Origin of the sequence: Enterobacter sp. RIT418 (assembly GCF_003057745.1) — a bacterium.
Taxonomy (GTDB): domain Bacteria; phylum Pseudomonadota; class Gammaproteobacteria; order Enterobacterales; family Enterobacteriaceae; genus Enterobacter.
On the sequence record NZ_QBJD02000017.1, the window covers coordinates 1 to 22,309 of the forward strand.

The window sequence follows — 22,309 nt, forward strand, 5'->3', positions numbered from 1 at the left end:
CTTTGTGTGTGGAATGTAAGAATATATCCACTATTGTGATCAAAGTCAGCGGTGAATTAAGTTTTTCTTAATTTATTTTGAACTAAAAATAATCTACAAATGTCGCCGCTCAGCGGCGCTTGCGTTTTTCACTTTTCTTTAAGCCGCCAGGCGGTACCTCCTCAATCCTAAACTGACTAAAAAGACCCGGTTATGTGCCTTTATTCGCCCATTGGAAGCGTGACGCAGTGGCATGATACCCCTGAATTAATGGGCTGCGAGCAGGCACTGTGGCAGAAGAGAACGACGACAAAACGGAAGCCCCCACGCCCCACCGGCTTGAAAAAGCGCGTGAGGAAGGGCAAATCCCCCGATCCCGCGAGCTGACGTCCCTGCTGATGCTGGTCGTTGGCGTGTGCATTATCTGGTGGGGAGGAGAGTGGCTTGCCCGAAGGCTGGCGGGGATGCTCTCCGCCGGGCTGCGCTTCGACCACAGCATGGTCAACGACCCGAACCTGATCCTGAGCCAGATAATCCTGCTGGTGAAAGGGGCGATGGTGGCGCTGCTGCCGCTGATCGTCGGCCTGGTGCTGGTGGCGCTGGTGTCGCCCGTGCTGCTCGGTGGCCTGGTCTTTAGCGGTAAATCCCTGCAGCCCAAGTTTTCCAAGCTGAATCCGCTCCCCGGCATTGCGCGCATGTTCTCGGCCCAGACCGGCGCCGAGCTGGTGAAGGCGATTCTCAAATCCGCGCTGATGGGCAGCGCCGCGGGCTTTTTCCTGCTGCATCACTGGCCCGAGATGATGCGCCTGATCGGCGAATCGCCGCTGAGCGCGATGAGCAACGCGATGAACCTGGTCGGCCTGTGCGCGCTGCTGGTCGCGCTGAGCATTATTCCGATGGTGGGGTTTGACGTCATCTTCCAGATTTATACCCACATCAAGAAGCTGCGCATGTCCCGCCAGGACATTCGCGATGAATATAAGCAAATGGAAGGCGACCCGCACATTAAGGGACGCATTCGCCAGATGCAGCGCGCCGCCGCGCGCCGTCGGATGATGGAAGACGTCCCGAAGGCGGACGTTATCGTCACCAACCCGACGCACTATTCCGTTGCGCTGCGCTATGACGAAAACAAAATGAGCGCGCCGAAGGTGGTGGCTAAAGGGGCGGGGCTGATTGCGCTGCGCATCCGCGAGATTGGAACCGAGAACCGCGTTCCCATTCTTGAAGCGCCGCCGCTGGCGCGTGCGTTGTACCGCCACGCGGAAATCGGACAACAGATCCCGGGCCAGCTTTACGCCGCCGTGGCGGAAGTGCTGGCGTGGGTATGGCAGTTGAAGCGCTGGCGCCTGGCGGGCGGTCAACGGCCTGCGAAACCTGAGAACCTTCCGGTGCCTGATGCGCTGGATTTTTTGAACGAGAAGGACACTGATGGCTAATCTGGTGGCAATGCTGCGCCTGCCCGGCAACCTGAAATCGACGCAATGGCAGATCCTTGCCGGGCCGATTCTCATCCTGCTAATTTTGTCGATGATGGTACTGCCGCTGCCGGCGTTCATCCTCGACCTGCTTTTCACTTTCAACATTGCGTTGTCCATTATGGTGCTGCTGGTGGCGATGTTCACCCAGCGCACGCTGGAATTCGCCGCGTTCCCGACCATCCTGCTGTTTACCACGCTGCTGCGCCTGGCGCTGAACGTGGCCTCCACGCGCATCATCCTGATGGAGGGCCATACCGGCGCGGCGGCGGCGGGGAAGGTGGTTGAAGCCTTCGGCCACTTCCTGGTGGGCGGCAACTTCGCCATCGGCATCGTGGTATTCGTGATCCTCGTTATCATCAACTTTATGGTCATCACCAAGGGCGCCGGGCGTATCGCCGAGGTCGGCGCGCGCTTCGTGCTGGACGGGATGCCGGGCAAGCAGATGGCGATCGACGCCGACCTGAACGCCGGGATCATCGCCGAGGATGAAGCGAAAAAGCGCCGTGCCGAGGTGACCCAGGAGGCGGACTTCTACGGCTCCATGGACGGTGCGAGCAAGTTCGTGCGCGGTGACGCCATCGCGGGCATCCTGATCATGGTGATTAACGTCGTGGGCGGCCTGCTGGTGGGCGTGCTGCAGCACGGCATGGACATGGGCCACGCGGCGGAAAGCTATACGCTGCTCACCATCGGTGATGGCCTGGTGGCGCAGATCCCGGCCCTGGTGATCTCCACCGCGGCGGGCGTGATCGTGACCCGCGTCAGCACCGACCAGGACGTGGGCGAGCAGATGGTGGGGCAGCTCTTCAGCAACCCGCGCGTAATGCTGCTGGCCGCCGCGGTGCTGGGGCTGCTGGGGCTGGTGCCAGGCATGCCGAACCTGGTATTCCTGCTGTTTACCGCCGCGCTGCTGGGCCTGGCGTGGTGGATGCGCGGCCGCGAAACCCGACCGGCCGCAGAGCCTGCGCCCGTCAAAATGCCGGAAAATACCCAGGCCGTCGAGGCGACCTGGAACGACGTTCAGCTGGAAGATACGCTGGGGATGGAGGTGGGCTATCGCCTGATCCCGATGGTGGACTTCCAGCAGGACGGCGAGCTGCTGGGGCGCATTCGCAGCATCCGTAAGAAATTCGCCCAGGACATGGGCTTCCTGCCGCCGGTAGTTCACATTCGCGACAATATGGACCTGCCGCCCGCGCGCTACCGCATCCTGATGAAAGGGGTGGAAATTGGCAGCGGTGACGCCTATCCGGGGCGCTGGCTGGCGATTAACCCCGGCACGGCGGCGGGGACGCTTCCGGGCGAGCAGACGATCGACCCGGCCTTTGGCCTGGCCGCCATCTGGATTGAGAGCGCGCTCAAAGAGCAGGCGCAGATTCAGGGCTACACCGTCGTTGAGGCGAGCACCGTGGTGGCGACCCATCTCAACCACCTGATCGGGCAGTTCTCGGCGGAGCTGTTTGGCCGCCAGGAGGCGCAGCAGCTGCTTGACCGCGTCACCCAGGAGATGCCGAAGCTGACGGAAGATCTGGTTCCGGGCGTGGTGACATTAACCACGCTGCACAAGGTGCTGCAAAACCTGCTCGACGAAAAAGTGCCGATTCGCGATATGCGCACCATTCTGGAAACGCTGGCCGAGCACGCGCCGCTGCAAAGCGATCCGCACGAGCTGACGGCCGTGGTGCGCGTGGCGCTGGGCCGCGCGATTACCCAGCAGTGGTTCCCGGGTACGGGGGAAGTGCAGGTTATCGGCCTCGACACGCCGCTTGAGCGCCTGCTGCTGCAGGCCCTGCAGGGCGGCGGCGGGCTGGAGCCGGGCCTTGCCGACCGCCTGCTGGAACAAACGCAGGAGGCGCTCGCGCGCCAGGAGATGCTGGGCGCGCCGCCGGTGCTGCTGGTCAACCACGCGCTGCGCCCGCTGCTGTCGCGCTTCCTGCGCCGCAGCCTGAGCCAGCTGGTGGTGCTGTCGAACCTGGAGCTGTCGGACAATCGTCATATCCGCATGACGGCAACCATTGGAGGGAAATAATGCGCAAATGGTTAGTCATTTTACTTTTCCCGCTGGCGGCGCAGGCCGCAGGCGAGGGGATGTGGCAGGCCAGCAGCATGGGTGTCACCCTGAATCATCGCGGCGAGTCGATGTCTTCGAACCCGCTTTCGGCGGGCGAGCCGGTAAACGGCCTGATGAGCCTGGTGGTCTGGAACTATAGGCTGATTGGCCCGACGCCGGCCGGGCTGCGCGTGCGCCTCTGCTCCCAGACCCGCTGTACCGAACTCGACGGGGAAAACGGCAGCACCCAGGCCTTCAGCGGCGTGCCGGCCGTTGAGCCGCTGCGCTTTATCTGGGAGGTGCCCGGCGGCGGGCGGCTGATCCCGGCGCTGAAAGTTCAGAGCAATTCCGTCATCGTTAACTACCGCTAACTGCCTGCCTTTTCGCCAGTCATCAGTCGATTCTGATGGCTGGCTCGCAAAATTGACAACGCCTTTTGATGCAATAGAAACGCTGTTTTATAAATCAGTGACACGCGTAACGACGCTCTTTGCATTTTTGCCATCCGCCGCGCCGCGGTGGCAGAAACGAAAAGGTATCAACAAAGCGATACTTTTACTGTAGCCGTGTAAAAACTCCTGGATGAGGCTTGCTTACAGGGAGTCTCCCAAAACTTCGTAGGGTTGACGGCAATGAAAACACGTAAAATTGGACTCGCAAACTATCTTGCATACGGGTCAGGGGATTTCCTCGGGGCGGGAACGACCGCTCTGACGGCCGCCTGGCTATTGTACTTCTATACCACCTTCTGTGGACTTACGCCGATTGAGGCGACCTTCATTTTCGCCGCGGCCAGGGTTTTAGACGCCGTGGTCAGCCCGCTGATGGGCTTCCTGACGGATAACTTCGGCACGACGTGGCTCGGCAAGCGCTTCGGCCGCCGTAAGTTCTTCATCCTGCTGGGGATCCCCTGCGTGTTCAGCTACTCGCTGATGTGGGTCGGGGACATGAGCTTCTGGTATTACCTGCTGACCTACCTGGTCTTCGACATCGTCTACACCATGATTCTGGTGCCGTACGAAACGCTGGTGCCGGAAATGACCGATGACTTTAAGCAGAAAACCAAGTTTTCCGGCGCGCGCATCTCGATGGCGCAAATGTCCGCGATCCTGGCCTCCTTCCTGCCGGGCATTTTGCTGACGCAGTTTGGCAAAGACAACGCGATCTCCTTCTTCTATGCCAGCCTGGTCTTCTCCGTGCTGTGCGCGCTGATGCTGACCTTCGTCTGGTGCTTTACCTGGGAGCGCCCGCGCGAAGAGTGGTCCGAAGCGGCGCTGCGCGCGGAAGAAGAGAAGAAAAAACTCACGCTTGGCCAAAGCCTCAACCGCCTGTTCGTGGAGTTAGGCTCCACCCTGCGCATCAAAATCTTTCGCCAGCACCTCGGCATGTACCTCGGCGGCTACATCGCGCAGGACGTCTTTAACGCGGTGTTTACCTATTACGTGGTGTTCGTGCTGATGCAGGAGGCGTCGATGGCGTCCAACCTGCTGGGGACGATGGCCATCTTCCAGTTCATCGCCGTGATCGCCATGATCCCGCTCTGCATCCGCTTCGGGCCCGCGCCGTCTTACCGCATGGTGGTGGTGCTCTTTGGCCTGGCGTCGCTCTCTTACGCCGTCTTGTACTACGCCGGGCTGAGCGACGTTTACGCGCTGCTGCTGCTGCTTTCCGCGGTGGCCGGTCTGGGACGCGGCGGCATCAACTACGTGCCGTGGAACACCTATACCTATATCGCGGACGTGGATGAGGTGATCACCGGCCAGCGTCGGGAAGGCATTTTTGCCGGGATCATGACCCTGACCCGCAAGGCGTCTCAGGCCGGGGCGGTGATGCTGGTGGGGATCGTTATGCAGATGTCCGGCTTCGTCAGCGGCCAGAAGGTTCAGCCCGCCGAGGTGAGCCACACCATTCTGATGATCCTCAGCGTGGGGACGATTCTGGTGCTGTTCTGCGGCTTCATGGTCTCGCTGCGCTTTAAGCTCAACCTGCAAACGCACAGCACGCTGCGCGAAGAGACGGTGAAAATGCGCGAGTCCGGCCGCGCCGTGCCGGAAGCCGCGACGCCGCAGGCCCGTGCGACGGTAGAGATGCTTGCCGGCATGCCGTTTGCCTCGCTGTGGGGCAATAACAACATCGGTTATCTCAACCGCAATAAGCCGGCAGCACCGCCGCTGACCGAGAGCGCGGTACTTAATTCGACATTCAACAGAGGTTAAGAAGATGAAAGTTTGGCCTGTCAAACATAGCCCCCTCCTGTGCCAGCCCGAGCGCTTTATCGCCCGCGACGAGCTAAAAGCGCTAATTGAAAAAGTGACGCACAGCCTGGTCAATATCCACGACAAAACGGGTGAATTTTTGCTTCGGCTGGACGACGGGCGCGTGATAGACACCAAGGGCTGGGCGGGATGGGAATGGACGCACGGCGTGGGGCTTTACGGCATCTGGCAGTATTACTGTCAGACCGGGGACGAGGGGATGCGCGACGTGATTGACAGCTGGTTTGCGGCGCGGTTTGCGGAGGGCGCGACCACTAAAAACGTCAATACCATGTCGCCCTTCTTAACTTTGGCCTATCGCTACGAAGAGACGCGTAACCCGGCGTGGCTGCCGTGGCTGGAGAGCTGGGCAGAATGGGCGATGAACGAAATGCCGCGCACCGAGCACGGCGGCATGCAGCACATTACGCTGGCGGAAGAGAATCATCAGCAGATGTGGGACGACACGCTGATGATGACCGTGCTGCCGCTGGCGAAAATCGGCAAGCTGCTGAACAGGCCCGAATACGTTGAGGAAGCGGTGTACCAGTTCCTGCTGCACGTGCAAAACCTGATGGATCGGGAAACCGGGCTGTGGTTCCACGGCTGGAGCTACGACGGCAATCATAACTTCGCCAACGCCCGCTGGGCGCGCGGCAACAGCTGGCTGACCATCGTCATCCCCGATTTCCTTGAGCTGGTGGATCTGCCGGAAAACAACGCCGTGCGCCGCTATCTGGTACAGGTGCTCAATGCGCAAATCGCCGCGCTGGCGACGTGCCAGGACGACAGCGGCCTCTGGCATACGCTGCTCGACGACCCGGACTCCTATCTTGAGGCGTCGGCAACGGCAGGCTTTGCCTACGGGATATTGAAAGCGGTGCGCAAGCGCTACGTTGGGGCGGAGTATGCCGACGTGGCCGAGAGGGCGATTCGCGGGATCGTGAACAATATCTCGCCGGAGGGGGAGCTGCTGCAGACGTCGTTCGGTACGGGAATGGGGAGCGATCTTGAGTTTTATCGCCAGATACCGCTGACGTCTATGCCGTACGGCCAGGCAATGGCGATCCTCTGCCTGACGGAATATTTGCGGAAATATTTTTGATAATAAAAAACCCGGCGCTTGCCGGGTTTTTTGTATTACATGCGTTCTACGGTTTCGATACCCAGGGTATCCAGACCCAGCTTCAGCGTTTTCGCCGTCAGCTGCGCCAGCTTCAGGCGGCTGTTGCGCACCGCTTCGCTCTCGGCGGACAGAATAGGGCAGTGCTCGTAGAAGCCGGAGAACAGGCCGGCCAGATCGTAGAGGTAGGCACACATGACGTGCGGCGTACCGTCACGGGCGACGACGGTCAGCGTCTCTTCGAACTGCAGCAGGCGCGCCGCCAGCTGCGCTTCACGATCCTCGGTGAGGGTCACAGTTGCGTTTGCCAGCACGCTTTCGTCGATATTGGCCTTGCGGAACACGGAGAGCACGCGGGTGTAGGCATACTGCATATACGGCGCGGTGTTGCCTTCAAACGCCAGCATGTTATCCCAGTCGAAGATGTAGTCGGTGGTGCGGTTCTTGGAGAGATCCGCGTATTTCACCGCGCCGATACCCACGGCGTTCGCCAGTTTTTCCAGCTCGTCGGCAGGCATGTCCGGGTTCTTTTCGGCCACCAGGCGGCGGGCGCGCTCCAGCGCTTCGTCCAGCAGGTCGGAAAGCTTAACGGTGCCTCCCGCGCGGGTTTTAAACGGCTTGCCGTCTTTACCCAGCATCATGCCGAACATGTGGTGCTCCAGCGGCACGGAATCCGGCACGTAGCCCGCTTTGCGCACGATGGTCCACGCCTGCATCAGGTGCTGGTGCTGACGGGAGTCGATGTAGTACAGCACGCGGTCGGCGTGCAGGGTTTCGTAGCGGTATTTCGCACAGGCGATATCGGTGGTGGTGTAGAGGTAGCCGCCGTCCTTTTTCTGGATGATTACGCCCATCGGTTCGCCTTCCTTGTTTTTGTACTCATCAAGGAACACGACCGTTGCGCCTTCGCTTTCAACCGCCAGATTTTTCGCTTTCAGATCCGCTACGATGCCCGGCAGCATCGGGTTGTACAGGCTTTCGCCCATGACGTCGTCGCGGGTCAGGGTAACGTTGAGGCGGTTATAGGTCAGCTGGTTCTGGGACATGGTGATGTCGACCAGCTTGCGCCACATTTCAAGGAAGTATTGATCGCCGCCCTGCAGCTTCACGACGTAGCTGCGCGCGCGCTCGGCGAAGGCTTCGTCTTCGTCATAATGCTTTTTCGCTTCGCGGTAGAAGCCTTCCAGGTCCGCCAGGGCCATCTCGCCCGCGTTTTCCTGCTGCTGTTTTTCCAGGTAAGCGATCAGCATGCCGAACTGGGTGCCCCAGTCGCCGACGTGGTTCGCGCGGATCACCTTGTGGCCGAGGAACTCCAGGGTGCGTACTGCCGCATCGCCGATAATGGTGGAGCGCAGGTGGCCAACGTGCATCTCTTTCGCCACGTTTGGCGCAGAGTAGTCGATCACCACGGTCTGCGGCTCCGGCTGGGAAACGCCCAGACGATCGGACTTCAGCGCCGCGTCAACGTGGCTTGCCAGGAACGCAGGCTCCAGGAAGATGTTGATAAAGCCCGGCCCGGCGATTTCGGTTTTGCTGGCAATGCCGGTGAGATCCAGATGCGTCAGTACCTGCTCAGCGAGCTGTCGCGGCGGCATGCCCAGTTTTTTAGCCACTGCCATCACGCCGTTAGCCTGATAGTCGCCAAACTGTACTTTTGCTGACTGACGAACCTGCGGTTCGCAATCCGCAGGCGCGCCTGCGGCAATCAGTGCCTGACTGACTTTTTCTGAGAGAAGAGCCTGAATATTCACCTGGATACCTTACGTTTTTGATGCGGGGAAAAAACAACCCGCGCCAGTTTAAGAATTTAGGGCGGGAGTATACTGCAAATGGCCTCTGCCGTCAGCACCGCGCGCCGCCGAGTTCGCTCAGAAAATAAGCGGAGAAAGCGTGCATAATCATGCAGTCCTCAAATCTGCCAATCTGCGGTTGGTTGAAGCCCGGCAACGGAGTAAATTAGCGGCTTTGCGACACGATAAGAGGCTGACGTATGGCGAACTGGCAATCCATTGACGAACTGCATGATATTTCCGCAGATTTACCGCGCTTCACTCAGGCGTTCACAGAACTTGCCACCCGTCTGGGGCTGGATATTGCGCCGCTTGAGGCCGATCACATTTCCCTGCGCTGCCACCAGAACGCTACCGCCGAGCGCTGGCGTCGCGGTTTCGAGCAGTGCGGCGTGTTGCTTTCTGAAAATATTATCAACGGTCGGCCTATCTGCCTGTTTAAGCTGCACGAGCCGGTATGCGTGGCGCACTGGCGGTTTACGGTAATTGAGCTGCCGTGGCCGGGAGAGAAACGCTACCCGCACGAGGGCTGGGAGCATATTGAGATTGTGCTGCCGGGCGAGCCTGAAACCCTGAACGCGCGCGCGCTGGCGCTGCTTTCTGATGAAGGCTTAAGCAAGCCGGGGATTTTCGTGAAAACCAGCTCGCCAAAAGGCGAGCGCGAGCGCTTGCCTAACCCGACGCTGGCGGTGACGGATGGGCAGGTCACGGTGAAGTTTCATCCGTGGACGATCGAACAGATCGTGGCCAGCGAAGCATCAGAGTTGTGACGCTACGCGAAGACCCCTTGCGGCGAGCGTGTCACGATAGCGTGTTGAATCGATTTTAGGGAGGAAAAGATGGCGCTACTGGAGATTTGCTGTTACAGCGTGGCGTGTGCCGTCACGGCGCAAAAGCACGGGGCCGACCGCATTGAGCTGTGTGCAGCACCGAAAGAGGGCGGGCTGACGCCGTCGTACGGCGTGCTGAAATCTGCCCGCCGGGAAGTTACGATCCCGGTACACCCCATCATCCGCCCCCGCGGCGGTGATTTTTGTTACACGGCGGATGAATTTGCTGCCATGCTTGAAGATATCGCCGTCGTGCGTGATTTAGGGTTCCCTGGGCTGGTCACCGGCCTGCTCGATGAAGACGGCAATATCGATCTGCCCCGTATGCGTCAGGTGATGGATGCGGCAACGGGGATGGCGGTCACTTTTCATCGCGCATTTGATATGTGTAAAACTCCTCTGCAAGCGTTTGAAACGCTTGCAGAACTGGGCGTGGCGCGCGTTCTGACTTCGGGGCAGCAGTCGTCCGCTGATAAAGGTTTAAAATTAATTACGGAACTAAAATCACACTCCCGTGTTCCAATACTTATGGCTGGCGCAGGTGTACGCGCCGGAAATCTGAAACTGTTTTTAGACGCAGGGGTAGAGGAGCTTCACAGCTCTGCGGGCAAGTGGATGCCTTCGCCCATGCGTTATCGCAATACAGGGTTGTCTATGTCGACGGATGCCGAAGCGGATGAGTACTCGCGCTTCGGCGTGGAGGGAGAGTCGGTTGCGGTAATGAAATCGATAATTGAGCGTTATCACGTGTAGCAGCGTACCGATTTTTACCGCGCATCATGTCGCCCAATATGATGCTTGCTTGTACCAGGCCCCTGCAATTTCAACAGGGGCCTTTTTTTATCCCCCTCACCCTAACCCTCTCCCCATTGGGGAGAGGGGACTGCACGGTGCGGTCTTTATCTCCCTCGCCCCTATGGGGAGAGGGCAGGGGTGAGGGGAAAACTACGGCTTGGTTGCAATCAACACCGCGCGCATCGGGGCCGGGTAGCCTTCAATGGTTTTGCCGTGGTCGTCCGGATCGAGGAACTGCTCCAGCGATTCGGTGATCATCCAGTCCGTGCGGCGCTGTTCCTCGATGGAAGTCACGCAGACGTCGGCAATGCGCACGTCCACAAACCCGCACTTCTCCAGCCAGTTCTTCAGCGCCAGCGCGGAAGGAATAAAGTATACGTTGCGCATCTGTGCGTAGCGATCGCCCGGCACCAGCACCGCATTTTCATCGCCTTCAATGACCAGCGTTTCCAGCACCAGCTCGCCGCCGCTGACCAGCTGATCTTTCAGCTGCCACAGGTGCTCAAGCGGGGAGCGGCGATGGTAGAGCACGCCCATGGAAAATACGGTATCAAAGGCCTTTAGGGCAGGGAGCTGCTCAATGCCCAGCGGCAGAAGATGAGCGCGCTGGTCGTTGCCGAGCAGCTTACGCACCGCTTCAAACTGGCAGAGAAACAGCTGCATCGGGTCGATACCGACCGCCAGGTGCGCGCCCGCGCCAATCATGCGCCACATGTGATAGCCGCTGCCGCAGCCAACGTCGAGAATGGTGCGCCCGCTCAGGTCCGAGAGATGCGGAAGCACGCGATCCCACTTCCAGTCCGAACGCCACTCGGTATTGATATCAATACCGTAGAGTGAGAACGGGCCCTTGCGCCACGGCATCAGGTTACGCATCAGCGTTTCGATGCGGTTTCGCTGCCCGTCAGAGAGCGGCGCTTCGCTTTCCGCCGTCACGCTGTGCAGCAGGTCAAGACGGTGGGGCGTCAGCTCGGGCAAAAACTCCACCGCGTTTGACCACTGCTTCAGCAGGCCATGCTGCTGATCGCGCTGCCAGGTGGCGATTTGCGCAGGCAGGGTTTCCAGCCAGTGGGAGAGGTGGTTTTTGGCGATAAGCTGATAAAAGTTGCCAAAGTCGATCATGCCGCGTCCTCGCCCTTCAGCGCCACCAGCGAGCCAAAGTTAAAGCACTGGAACCACAGTTCGCTGTGCTGGAAGCCAGCATTGCGCAGGCGCGCCTTGTGCGTTTCAACGGAGTCCGTCAGCATCACGTTTTCCAGCATGCTGCGCTTCTGGCTGATCTCTAGTTCGCTGTAGCCGTTAGCGCGCTTGAAGTCGTGATGCATGTTGAACAGCAGTTCGCCGACGTCCGCATCTTCAAAGCTGAACTTCTCAGACAGCACCAGCGCGCCGCCGGGGTTCAGGCCCTTATAAATTTTGTCCAGCAGCAGCTGGCGCTCTTCAGGCACCAAAAACTGCAGGGTAAAATTCAACACCACCATTGAGGCGTTTTTAATCTCGATATCGCGGATATCGCCTTCCACAACCTCAACCGGCGTCGGCGCCTTGTAGGCGTCGATATGGCGGCGGCAGCGTTCAATCATCGCCGGAGAGTTATCGACCGCAATAATCTTACAGCCGTCCTGGCGAACGTTACGACGTACCGACAGCGTTGCCGCGCCGAGCGAACAGCCCAGATCATAAACCTGCGTGCCTGGCTGAACGAAGCGCTCAGCCAGCATGCCGATCATGGAAATGATGTTGGAATAGCCTGGGACAGAGCGCTGGATCATATCCGGGAAGACTTCGGCTACCCGTTCATCAAAGGTCCAGTCGCCCAGGCTGGCGATAGGCGCGGAAAAAAGCGTGTCGCGATCTGACATAACGTAAAAATCCGGGAAAAATAAAGTGGCGTATTGTGCGCTAATGGAAGGAGAAAACCAACTCCCACGGCATATACCAAAGGTTAGCCAGCACCATCAGCAAAAGCGAGCACCAGGTTGCGCTCATGCCGGAACGACGCCAGCGGAATAAGCGGTGGTGAAAACCGTAGTAATGCATCAGCCTGCCCGCAATCAGCAGCAGGCCACAGACGTGCACCATCCACGTTTCCGCGCCGTTCATCTCCATAAACAGCAGCAGGATCAGCGCAACGGGAATGTACTCGACGGCGTTGCCGTGAACGCGAATAGCGCTTTGCAGCTCTGAAAAGCCACCGTCACCGTAGGAAACGCGGTACAGCATCCGCAGGCGCACGACGTCAAAAGAAAACTTAATCAGCAGTAATGCACCTAACACGGCATACAGCGCGCTGACCATACTTACTCCCTGTTTTTGGCAGATGGCACGTCACTATGATAGGTGTCTTACTCAGAAAAGAGAAGATTGTTGTGGAATGGACGGGGCGCTTCCTACCGATGGAACCGCGTCCTGCAAGGGCTGCCAGAGAGCATCGACCAGTTCAGGCGCTTGCGCGATATCCGGGGTGTGCAAAAAGAGATACGGCGTGGTGGCGTGTTCCCATTTCGGCAACGTTTGTAGCCAGACGGCGAACAGCTCTTTGTTTTGCTCCATGTTGTCGCTGCCGATAAACCTCACCATCGGGTTTTGCGCCGTCACGACCGCGTGAACCGGTACTTTCGGCTTTTTGCGCTGCGCGTCGATGATGGCTTCGCTGTGCGGCACGGCGCTGTGCACCGGGCGGCTGTCCAGAATCACGCGGTTCACGCCGCGTTCGTGCAGCCCGCGGTTGAGCGCTTTTTCCGTCTCTCCCTTGGCAAAAAACTCGGGATGCCTGACCTCAACGCCATAGGTAAATTCGTGTGGGAGCGCGTCGAGAAACGTCCACAGCGCGGGCATATCGCGCGGGCCAAACGCGGCGGGAAGCTGGAGCCAGTACTGGCCGATGCGGTTAGCCAGCGGCGACATTCGCGTAAAAAATTCTTCCGTTAAATCACCGCAGTTTCGCAGCGCGGCGTTGTGTGAAATGGTGGCCGGAAACTTAAAGCAGAAGCGAAACGCGTCGGTGGTTTGCTCGCGCCAGCGCTCGACGATCTCCGCCCGCGGCAGGGCGTACAGGGTGGTATTGCCTTCGACGCAGTTAAAGTGTCGGGCATACTCCTCGAGTCCGGTGATGCCCAGGCGCACCCATTTCGGGTGCGACCACTGGGGCAGGCCCACGTAGATCATAGCGCGCGTAATATCTCGTCGGTGCTGCGCACGCGGCCGATGCGCGGGAAGATGTTCGTCATGCTGCCCTGGTGCTGGTCCGCAGAGGCGGCGCTGCACGCATCTTCCGCAATGACCAGGCTGAAGCCCAGCTCCCAGGCGTTTCGCGCGGTGGATTCCACACCGATGTTGGTCGAAATTCCGCACAGGATGATGGTGTCGATGCCGCGACGGCGAAGCTGTAGCTCGAGATCGGTGCCGTAGAAGGCGCCCCACTGGCGTTTGGTCACCTCGATATCCGTATCGCGTTTACCCAACGAGACCGGATACGTCCACCAGTTGTCCGGCAGCGCGTGCGCCGGGGCCTGCGCGTCGACGGGCTGTTTCAGCGCTTCGGCAAAATCAGCGGACCAGCCGACGCGCACCATGACCACAGGCGCGCCCGCGGCGCGGCATTTTTCCGCCAGGCGTGCGGCGCGGCTGACCACATCGTCAGCGCCGTGCGGGCCGCCGGCAAACGGTAGGATCCCTTCCTGTAGATCAATTACAACGAGTGCGGTTTTGGTGGCGTCGAGCGTAAACATAGTAACTCCAGTAAAATTAATCGCTTTGCCTACACCTTACGACGTGATGCGCTGTTATCGTTCGGATAATTTTGTTAATTTTTGTGAGGATGCGCAATAAGAGCGCAGCAAACGAGCGTCAGAGCGCGCTTCGCACTTATCGTCCGGCGGAATTTCCAGTATAATAGCCGCCTTTTTTCATCCAGTTGTGACATACAGAAAGCTGCGACATAGTAGCCTGAAATCAGGCAACGTTTAGCCTGCGGCTAATTAAGGGATATCTCATGCGTACAGAATATTGCGGGCAGCTGCGTCAGTCCCACGTCGGGCAGCAGGTTACCCTGTGTGGTTGGGTCAATCGTCGTCGCGATCTCGGTAGCCTTATCTTCATCGATATGCGCGACCGCGAGGGTATCGTACAGGTGTTCTTCGATCCGGATCGCGCGGACGCGCTGAAGCTGGCCTCCGAGCTGCGTAATGAGTTCTGCATTCAGGTCACCGGCACCGTGCGTGCGCGTGACGAGAAAAACGTCAACGCCGACATGGCGACCGGCGCAATTGAAGTGCTGGCGTCCGATCTGACGATCATCAACCGTGCCGAAGCGCTGCCGCTGGACTCCAACCACGTCAACACGGAAGAAGCGCGTCTGAAATATCGCTACCTGGATCTGCGTCGCCCGGAGATGGCACAGCGCCTGAAAACCCGTGCGAAAATCACCAGCCTGGTGCGCCGCTTTATGGATGACCACGGTTTCCTTGATATCGAAACCCCGATGCTGACCAAGGCCACGCCGGAAGGCGCGCGCGATTACCTGGTCCCGTCCCGCGTTCATAAAGGCAAATTCTACGCGCTGCCGCAGTCACCGCAGCTGTTCAAACAGCTGCTGATGATGTCCGGTTTTGACCGCTACTATCAGATCGTTAAATGCTTCCGCGACGAAGACCTTCGCGCTGACCGTCAGCCAGAATTTACCCAGATCGACGTGGAAACCTCCTTCATGACCGCCGAACAGGTGCGTGAAGTGATGGAAGCGCTGGTGCGCGGCCTGTGGAACGACGTAAAAGGCGTAGAGCTGGGCGATTTCCCCGTCATGACCTTCGCCGAAGCCGAGCGCCGCTACGGCTCCGACAAGCCGGACCTGCGTAACCCAATGGAGCTGGTGGACGTGGCGGACCTGGTGAAAGACGTCGAGTTCGCGGTCTTTGCCGGTCCGGCTAACGATGCGAAAGGTCGCGTGGCGGCCCTGCGCGTGCCGGGCGGCGCGGCTCTGAGCCGTAAGCAGATTGACGGCTACGGCGATTTTATTAAGATCTACGGCGCGAAAGGCCTGGCCTATATTAAAGTGACCGAGCGTGCGAAAGGCCTGGAAGGCATCACCAGCCCGGTGGCGAAATTCCTGAATGCGGACATCGTGGAAGCGATCCTTGAGCGCACCGGCGCACAGGACGGCGACATGATCTTCTTCGGCGCGGACAACAGGAAAGTGGTTGCGGATGCAATGGGCGCACTGCGTCTGAAGGTCGGCAAAGACCTGAACATCACCGATGAAGGCAAATGGGCGCCGCTGTGGGTTATCGACTTCCCAATGTTTGAAGACGACGGTGAAGGCGGCCTGACCGCGATGCACCACCCGTTCACCTCGCCAAAAGACATGACGGCGGCGGAGCTGAAAGCGGCACCGGAAGACGCGGTGGCGAACGCCTATGACATGGTCATTAACGGCTACGAAGTGGGCGGCGGTTCCGTGCGTATTCACAGCGGTGAAATGCAGCAGACCGTGTTCGGCATTCTGGGCATTAACGAGCAGGAACAGCGCGAGAAGTTCGGCTTCCTGCTGGACGCGCTGAAATACGGTACGCCGCCGCACGCGGGCCTGGCGTTCGGTCTTGACCGTCTGACCATGCTGCTGACCGGCACCGACAACATTCGCGATGTTATCGCCTTCCCGAAAACCACCGCCGCGGCGTGTCTGATGACCGAAGCGCCGAGCTTTGCTAACCCTGCCTCTCTGGCGGAGCTGGGCATTGAAGTGGTGAAGAAGGAAGAGAAAAACTGATATGGCATATAAGCGTCCCGTTTCTGTCTTAGTTGTAATTTACGCCCAGGACACGAAGCGGGTGCTGATGTTGCAGCGGCGAGACGACCCTGATTTCTGGCAGTCGGTTACCGGCAGTCTGGAAGACGGGGAGAGCGCGCCGCAGGCCGCCGCGCGTGAAGTAAAGGAAGAGGTCACCATCGACGTTGCTCGTGAGCAACTGACCCTGAAGGACTGTCAGCGCACGGTGGAGTTTGAAATTTTTAGCCATTTACGTCATCGCTATGCGCCGGGCATAGAGCGCAATACGGAATCGTGGTTCTGTCTCGCGCTTCCCCACGAGCGGGAGATTGTGTTCACTGAGCACCTGACCTACCGCTGGGTGAATGCGGCGGATGCCGCCGCGCTCACCAAGTCGTGGAGTAACCGGCAGGCGATTGAAGAATTTGTAATTAACGCTGCCTGAGAGGGCGCGATTTTTGGAGAACTTTTTATGGCAGGTCATAGTAAGTGGGCCAACACCAAACACCGCAAAGCGGCACAGGATGCCAAGCGCGGTAAAATCTTTACCAAAATCATTCGTGAGCTGGTAACAGCAGCACGCCTGGGCGGCGGCGATCCGGCCTCTAACCCACGCCTGCGCGCGGCGGTTGATAAAGCGCTGTCCAACAACATGACGCGTGACACCCTGAACCGTGCCATCGCGCGCGGCGTGGGCGGTGATGAAGACGCGAACATGGAAACCATCATTTATGAAGGTTACGGCCCTGGCGGTACTGCCGTCATGGTTGAGTGTCTGTCCGACAACCGTAACCGTACCGTTGCCGAAGTGCGCCACGCGTTCACCAAGACCGGCGGGAACCTGGGCACCGACGGCTCCGTAGCCTACCTGTTCAGCAAAAAAGGCGTGATCTCCTTCGAGAAGGGCGATGAAGATGCGATCATGGAAGCCGCGCTGGAAGCGGGCGCAGAAGACGTAGTGACCTACGACGACGGCGCTATCGACGTCTACACCGCATGGGAAGAGATGGGCGCCGTGCGCGATGCGCTGGAAGCGGCTGGCCTGAAAGCGGATAACGCTGAAGTCTCCATGATCCCGTCCACCAAAGCGGACATGGATGCGGAAACTGCGCCTAAGCTGCTGCGTCTGATCGACATGCTCGAAGACTGCGACGACGTGCAGGAAGTGTATCACAACGGTGAAATCTCTGATGAGGTTGCAGCGACTCTCTGATGAGAGCGTATAAGCCGTTTACGGGAGACGCGTGATGTCGATTATCCTCGGGATTGACCCCGGCTCGCGCGTTACCGGCTATGGCGTTATCCGTCAGGTTGGACGCCAGCTAACCTACCTCGGCAGCGGCTGTATTCGCACTAAAGTGGACGATCTGCCGTCGCGCCTGAAGCTCATTTATGCGGGCGTGTCGGAGATCATCACCCAGTTCCAGCCGGACTTTTTTGCCATCGAGCAGGTCTTTATGGCGAAAAATGCCGATTCAGCGCTAAAGCTCGGCCAGGCGCGCGGCGTCGCGATTGTTGCCGCGGTGAACCAGGATTTGCCGGTGTTTGAATACGCCGCACGTCAGGTCAAGCAGACGGTGGTGGGGATTGGTAGCGCGGAGAAAAGCCAGGTGCAGCACATGGTGCGTACTTTGCTAAAGCTTCCCGCCAACCCTCAGGCGGATGCCGCCGATGCGCTGGCGATTGCGATTACCCACTGTCACGTCAGCCAGAACGCGATGCAAATGAGCGAGTCGCGGCTCAATCTGGCGCGAGGCAGGTTACGATAATGACAAATCAGGCTGGATGTTTATCCAGCCTTTTTTTATTATACCCGTCATACTTCAAGTTGTATGTGCGTTGGCTGCACTCGTTCACCCCAGTCACTTACTCATGTAAGCTCCTGGGGATTCACTCCCTTGCCGCCTTCCTACAACTCGAATTATTTAGGGTATATGTCGTCAGTAAATTTTTTCCAGAACGCAGGAGCGTCACGTGATAGGCAGACTTAGAGGCATCATCCTTGAAAAACAACCCCCGCTAGTGCTGCTGGAAGTGGGCGGCGTAGGCTACGAAGTCCATATGCCGATGACCTGCTTCTACGAGCTGCCGGATGCGGGCAAAGAGGCGATTGTCTTTACCCAGTTCGTGGTGCGTGAAGACGCGCAGCTGCTCTACGGCTTTAACAACAAGCAGGAGCGGATGCTGTTCCGTGAGCTGATTAAGACCAACGGCGTTGGGCCAAAGCTGGCGCTGGCGATCCTGTCCGGAATGTCTGCTCAACAGTTTGTGAACGCCGTTGAGCGCGAAGATCCCGCGGCCCTGATTAAGCTGCCGGGCATCGGTAAGAAAACCGCAGAACGCCTGATAGTTGAAATGAAGGACCGCTTTAAGGGCCTGCACGGCGATCTCTTTACGCCTGCCGCCGACCTGGTGCTGACTTCGCCGGGCGCGCCATCCTCCGACGATGCCGAGCAGGAAGCGGTTGCCGCGCTGGTGGCGCTGGGCTATAAACCTCAGGAAGCCAGCCGAATGGTAAGCAAAATTGCCACGCCGGATGTCAGCAGTGAAACCCTGATTCGTGAAGCGCTACGCGCCGCATTGTGAGGTAAAGGATGATTGAAGCAGACCGCCTGGTCTCGGCCGCCACCAGCATGCCGGAAGATGTGGTGGATCGCGCGATCCGCCCTAAACTGCTGGATGAATACATTGGTCAGCCTCAGGTTCGCTCCCAGATGGAAATCTTCATCCAGGCGGCCAAGCTGCGCGGCGACGCGCTCGATCACCTGTTGATTTTTGGTCCGCCGGGGTTAGGTAAAACCACGCTGGCGAATATCGTCGCCAACGAAATGGGCGTTAACCTGCGCACCACCTCCGGCCCGGTGCTGGAGAAAGCGGGCGATCTGGCGGCGATGCTGACTAACCTTGAGCCGCATGACGTGCTGTTCATCGATGAAATTCATCGCCTGTCTCCGGTCGTAGAAGAGGTACTTTACCCGGCGATGGAAGACTATCAGCTGGATATCATGATTGGCGAAGGACCGGCCGCGCGCTCGATCAAAATCGACCTGCCGCCCTTCACGCTGATCGGGGCCACGACGCGCGCCGGGTCACTGACCTCACCGCTGCGCGACCGTTTCGGCATCGTGCAGCGCCTCGAGTTCTACCAGGTTCCAGACCTTCAGCATATCGTCGGGCGCAGCGCGCGCTATATGGGCCTGGAGATGAGCGAAGAGGGCGCGTTTGAGGTGGCTAAACGCTCTCGCGGGACGCCGCGTATCGCTAACCGCCTGCTGCGCCGCGTGCGCGACTTCGCCGAAGTGAAGCACGACGGCACCATTTCCGCCGAGATTGCCGCGCAGGCGCTGGACATGCTTAACGTGGATGCGGAAGGGTTCGACTATATGGACCGCAAGCTGCTGCTGGCGGTGCTGGATAAATTCTTTGGCGGTCCGGTGGGGCTGGACAACCTCGCGGCGGCGATCGGTGAAGAGCGTGAGACCATTGAAGACGTGCTGGAGCCGTATCTGATCCAGCAGGGGTTCCTGCAGCGAACCCCGCGCGGGCGGATGGCAACGGTCAGGGCATGGAATCATTTCGGGATTACGCCGCCTGCAATGCCGTAGTGCTTTGTTCCCTCTCCCGGTGGGAGAGGGGGAGGATGAGGGCATCAGCGCCCTCAATGCTAACTTGCCGGCTTCTTCAACATACTGAAGATAAACAACACCGCCGCGCACAACACCACCGACGGCCCCGCAGGGGTATCATAAAACGCCGAGAAGGTGAGCCCGCCGGTGACGGCAATCATTCCGATAATTACCGCTACGCCCGCCATTTGCTCCGGTGTACGCGCGAAACGGCGCGCCGTAGCGGCCGGAATGATCAGCAGGGACGTAATAATCAGCGCGCCAACAAACTTCATTGCCACGCCAATCGTTAATGCCGTCACCAGCATCAGCAGCAGCTTAACGCGCAGCAGCTTAACGCCGTCAACGAACGCCAGATCGGGGCTGACGGTCATCGCCAGCAGGTTACGCCATTGCCACAGCAGAATGCCGAGCACGATCGCCACCCCAATCGCGATGGAAAGTAAATCCTCCGGCGTGACGGCGAGTAAATCCCCGAACAGGTAGGCCATCAGGTCAACGCGTATGTTGGACATCAGGCTGACGACCACCAGGCCCAGCGACAGCGCGCTGTGCGCCATGATCCCTAACAGGGTATCAATGGCAAGGTGGGGGCGCTTTTCCAGCCAGACAAGGCCCGCCGCGAGCAGCAGCGTGACGACAATCACCGCATAAAACGGATTCACGTCCAGCAGCAGCCCGAAGGCCACCCCAAGCAGAGAGGCGTGGGCCAGCGTGTCGCCGAAATAAGACATTCTGCGCCATACTACGAACGAGCCAAGCGGGCCCGCGGCGCAGGCAAGCATAATCCCGGCCAGCCAGCCGGGCAGTAACAGTTCAATCATGAGTGTCCATTTCCCCGACGCAGGACGATTCGTCCCTGTAAATCATGGCGGTGATTGTGATTATGGCGATAAATGCCGAGCTGTTCAGCGCCGCGAGAGCCAAACATAGAGATAAACTCGGGATGCATAGAGACCACTTCCGGCGTGCCGGAACAGCAAATATGGTGGTTCAGGCACAGCACTTCATCCGTCTTTGCCATCACCAGATGCAGGTCGTGCGACACCATCAAAACCGCGCAGTTAAGCTCCTGACGCAGCCGATCGATAAGATCGTAAAGCGCAACCTGGCCGTTGACGTCCACGCCCTGAGTCGGCTCGTCCAGCACCAGCAGCTGCGGGCTGCTCAACAGGGCGCGGGCAAGAAGCACGCGTTGGGTTTCGCCGCCGGAGAGCTTTTGCATGGGCGCGTCAATAAGATGGCCCGCCTGCACGCGTTTGAGCGCCGGTAGGATATCCGCTTTGCGCGTGCCGGGGCGCAGCCGCAGGAAGCGGCTGACCGTTAGCGGCAGGGTCGCGTCAAGATGCAGTTTTTGCGGCACGTAGCCGATGCGCAGCTGGCCGTCACGCTTGATGACGCCTGCGTCGGGTGCTACGAGGCCAAGGACTACGCGCACCAGCGTCGATTTACCCGCGCCGTTAGGACCCAGCAGCGTCAGTATTTTTCCAGGCTTAAGCTGCAAAGAGACGTCAGCGAGGACGCGGCGCTGGCCGTAAGAGACCGAAACATTTTCAAGAGAAACCAGAGTAGTCATGTCAATTTATGCTTGCAGAAGTCAACGAATGTTATAATATCACATTCCCCGCATTCATTACGATGATAAGTTGCATTATGTTACATAAAAATACGCTTCTTTTCGCAGCATTATCCACCGCCCTTTGGGGCACAACAGCACAAGATGTTAACGCTGCCGTTGTTGCATCGCTCAAGCCGCTTGGGTTCATTGCATCAGCCATCGCTGATGGGGTGACAGAGACCCAGGTTTTACTGCCTGATGGTGCCTCCGAGCATGATTATTCTCTGCGCCCTTCTGATGTAAAACGCTTACAAAACGCAGACTTAGTTGTCTGGATTGGTCCAGAAATGGAAGCGTTTATGCAAAAGTCAGCAAAGCAGGTTCCCGCTCAAAACAAGGTGACCATCGCCGAGCTGACGGGCGTTAAACCGCTGCTTATGAAAGGTGACGACGACGACGAAGACGAGCATGGGCACGATCGCGCAAACGAAGGAAAAGGTGACGAACATCACCATCACGGAGAATATAACATGCATCTCTGGCTCTCCCCAGAGATAGCGCGGCTCTCGGCGGTTGCAATCCATGACAAATTAGTGGAACTTATGCCGCAAAGTCGAGCCAAACTAGACGCCAACCTGAAGGATTTTGAGGCACAATTAGCCGCAACCGATAAGCAGGTGGGTAACGAGCTCGCGCCGCTGAAAGGAAAAGGGTATTTCGTTTTTCATGACGCCTACGGCTATTACGAAAAACACTACGGCCTGACCCCGCTGGGTCACTTTACCGTCAACCCTGAAATTCAGCCTGGTGCGCAGCGTTTACATGAAATCAGAACACAGCTGGTTGAGCAAAAAGCGACATGCGTTTTTGCTGAGCCACAGTTCAGGCCAGCGGTCGTAGAAGCCGTGGCCAGGGGAACTTCCGTGCGCATGGGAACCCTTGACCCGCTAGGAACGAACATCCAGTTGAGCAAAGCGAGCTACTCGCAGTTTCTCAGCCAACTGGCGAACCAGTATGCGAGCTGCCTGAAAGGAGATTAACGAGGAAGTGAATAC

Annotated in this window: 22 protein-coding genes; 14 read left to right on the plus strand and 8 right to left on the minus strand. The window is 58.7% G+C overall.

Annotation, left to right across the window (positions count from 1 at the left end; genetic code table 11):
• The first annotated feature begins 269 nt into the window (after nt 1-269).
• The 5 genes from flhB to DBY73_RS17920 all read left to right on the plus strand — a co-directional run bounded on the left by flhB (nt 270) and on the right by DBY73_RS17920 (nt 6,870).
• Nucleotides 270-1,418: a flagellar biosynthesis protein FlhB gene (gene flhB, locus DBY73_RS17900; protein ID WP_112012408.1), complete on the plus strand. Its 1,149-nt coding sequence runs from the start codon at nt 270-272 to the stop codon at nt 1,416-1,418.
• Entirely contained in the window at nt 1,411-3,489 is a 2,079-nt protein-coding gene (gene flhA / locus DBY73_RS17905; protein WP_112012409.1) for a flagellar biosynthesis protein FlhA, read from the plus strand. The genes flhB and flhA overlap by 8 nt, the downstream gene beginning before the upstream one ends.
• Complete coding sequence (locus tag DBY73_RS17910) at nt 3,486-3,881, plus strand: flagellar protein FlhE (RefSeq protein WP_146745788.1); 396 nt, start codon at nt 3,486-3,488, stop codon at nt 3,879-3,881. Before flhA ends, DBY73_RS17910 begins: the two co-directional genes overlap by 4 nt.
• Nucleotides 3,882-4,142: 261 nt before the next feature.
• Entirely contained in the window at nt 4,143-5,726 is a 1,584-nt protein-coding gene (locus DBY73_RS17915; RefSeq protein ID WP_112012411.1) for an MFS transporter, read from the plus strand.
• Nucleotides 5,727-5,730: 4 nt separating this feature from the next.
• Nucleotides 5,731-6,870, plus strand: coding sequence for a glycoside hydrolase family 105 protein (locus DBY73_RS17920; RefSeq protein WP_112012412.1), 1,140 nt, complete (start codon nt 5,731-5,733; stop codon nt 6,868-6,870).
• 35 nt (nt 6,871-6,905) lie between these two features.
• Here DBY73_RS17920 and argS read toward each other — a convergent pair whose 3' ends face one another.
• A complete protein-coding gene (argS, locus tag DBY73_RS17925; protein WP_112012413.1) occupies nt 6,906-8,639 on the minus strand; it encodes an arginine--tRNA ligase in 1,734 nt (577 codons plus the stop codon).
• A gap of 239 nt (nt 8,640-8,878) precedes the next feature.
• On the opposite strand from argS, the gene DBY73_RS17930 reads away from it, so the two are divergent.
• Both DBY73_RS17930 and cutC read left to right on the plus strand, forming a co-directional pair.
• Complete coding sequence (locus DBY73_RS17930; protein ID WP_112012414.1) at nt 8,879-9,448, plus strand: VOC family protein; 570 nt, start codon at nt 8,879-8,881, stop codon at nt 9,446-9,448.
• Nucleotides 9,449-9,517: 69 nt separating this feature from the next.
• Nucleotides 9,518-10,261: a copper homeostasis protein CutC gene (gene cutC / locus DBY73_RS17935; RefSeq protein WP_112012415.1), complete on the plus strand. Its 744-nt coding sequence runs from the start codon at nt 9,518-9,520 to the stop codon at nt 10,259-10,261.
• A 192-nt stretch (nt 10,262-10,453) separates the two neighbouring features.
• Here cutC and cmoB read toward each other — a convergent pair whose 3' ends face one another.
• From cmoB to DBY73_RS17965, 5 genes are read right to left on the minus strand one after another with little or no spacing between them, the layout of a single operon-like run.
• Entirely contained in the window at nt 10,454-11,425 is a 972-nt protein-coding gene (cmoB, locus tag DBY73_RS17945) for a tRNA 5-methoxyuridine(34)/uridine 5-oxyacetic acid(34) synthase CmoB (RefSeq protein WP_112012417.1), read from the minus strand.
• On the minus strand, nt 11,422-12,165 hold the full coding sequence (gene cmoA, locus DBY73_RS17950) for a carboxy-S-adenosyl-L-methionine synthase CmoA (RefSeq protein WP_112012418.1): 744 nt from the start codon (nt 12,163-12,165) through the stop codon (nt 11,422-11,424). The genes cmoB and cmoA overlap by 4 nt, the downstream gene beginning before the upstream one ends.
• 40 nt (nt 12,166-12,205) lie before the next feature.
• Complete coding sequence (locus DBY73_RS17955; protein WP_112012419.1) at nt 12,206-12,601, minus strand: MAPEG family protein; 396 nt, start codon at nt 12,599-12,601, stop codon at nt 12,206-12,208.
• A gap of 51 nt (nt 12,602-12,652) precedes the next feature.
• On the minus strand, nt 12,653-13,471 hold the full coding sequence (locus DBY73_RS17960; protein WP_112012420.1) for a DUF72 domain-containing protein: 819 nt from the start codon (nt 13,469-13,471) through the stop codon (nt 12,653-12,655).
• Nucleotides 13,468-14,034: a hydrolase gene (locus DBY73_RS17965; protein WP_112012421.1), complete on the minus strand. Its 567-nt coding sequence runs from the start codon at nt 14,032-14,034 to the stop codon at nt 13,468-13,470. The genes DBY73_RS17960 and DBY73_RS17965 overlap by 4 nt, the downstream gene beginning before the upstream one ends.
• A gap of 263 nt (nt 14,035-14,297) precedes the next feature.
• Between DBY73_RS17965 and aspS the strand changes: the two genes are divergently transcribed.
• The 6 genes from aspS to ruvB all read left to right on the plus strand — a co-directional run bounded on the left by aspS (nt 14,298) and on the right by ruvB (nt 19,675).
• Nucleotides 14,298-16,070 carry an aspartate--tRNA ligase gene (gene aspS / locus DBY73_RS17970; RefSeq protein ID WP_112012422.1) on the plus strand — a complete coding sequence of 591 codons (1,773 nt, stop codon included), beginning with the start codon at nt 14,298-14,300 and terminating at the stop codon, nt 16,068-16,070.
• A 1-nt stretch (nt 16,071) separates the two neighbouring features.
• A complete protein-coding gene (nudB, locus tag DBY73_RS17975; RefSeq protein WP_112012423.1) occupies nt 16,072-16,515 on the plus strand; it encodes a dihydroneopterin triphosphate diphosphatase in 444 nt (147 codons plus the stop codon).
• 27 nt (nt 16,516-16,542) lie between these two features.
• Nucleotides 16,543-17,283, plus strand: coding sequence for a YebC/PmpR family DNA-binding transcriptional regulator (locus DBY73_RS17980; protein ID WP_003859747.1), 741 nt, complete (start codon nt 16,543-16,545; stop codon nt 17,281-17,283).
• Between the two features lie 34 nt (nt 17,284-17,317).
• Nucleotides 17,318-17,839: a crossover junction endodeoxyribonuclease RuvC gene (ruvC, locus tag DBY73_RS17985; RefSeq protein WP_014884319.1), complete on the plus strand. Its 522-nt coding sequence runs from the start codon at nt 17,318-17,320 to the stop codon at nt 17,837-17,839.
• A 205-nt stretch (nt 17,840-18,044) separates the two neighbouring features.
• On the plus strand, nt 18,045-18,656 hold the full coding sequence (ruvA, locus tag DBY73_RS17995) for a Holliday junction branch migration protein RuvA (RefSeq protein ID WP_112012425.1): 612 nt from the start codon (nt 18,045-18,047) through the stop codon (nt 18,654-18,656).
• An 8-nt stretch (nt 18,657-18,664) separates the two neighbouring features.
• Nucleotides 18,665-19,675 carry a Holliday junction branch migration DNA helicase RuvB gene (gene ruvB, locus DBY73_RS18000; RefSeq protein ID WP_112012426.1) on the plus strand — a complete coding sequence of 337 codons (1,011 nt, stop codon included), beginning with the start codon at nt 18,665-18,667 and terminating at the stop codon, nt 19,673-19,675.
• Nucleotides 19,676-19,734: 59 nt separating this feature from the next.
• Here the strand turns inward: ruvB and znuB are convergent, their stop codons facing one another.
• Both znuB and znuC read right to left on the minus strand, forming a co-directional pair.
• On the minus strand, nt 19,735-20,520 hold the full coding sequence (gene znuB / locus DBY73_RS18005; RefSeq protein ID WP_112012427.1) for a zinc ABC transporter permease subunit ZnuB: 786 nt from the start codon (nt 20,518-20,520) through the stop codon (nt 19,735-19,737).
• Entirely contained in the window at nt 20,517-21,272 is a 756-nt protein-coding gene (znuC, locus tag DBY73_RS18010) for a zinc ABC transporter ATP-binding protein ZnuC (RefSeq protein ID WP_112012428.1), read from the minus strand. Before znuC ends, znuB begins: the two co-directional genes overlap by 4 nt.
• Before the next feature lie 77 nt (nt 21,273-21,349).
• Here znuC and znuA point away from each other — a divergent pair, with 77 nt between their 5' ends.
• Nucleotides 21,350-22,294 carry a zinc ABC transporter substrate-binding protein ZnuA gene (gene znuA / locus DBY73_RS18015; RefSeq protein ID WP_146745791.1) on the plus strand — a complete coding sequence of 315 codons (945 nt, stop codon included), beginning with the start codon at nt 21,350-21,352 and terminating at the stop codon, nt 22,292-22,294.
• Nucleotides 22,295-22,309: the final 15 nt, after the last annotated feature.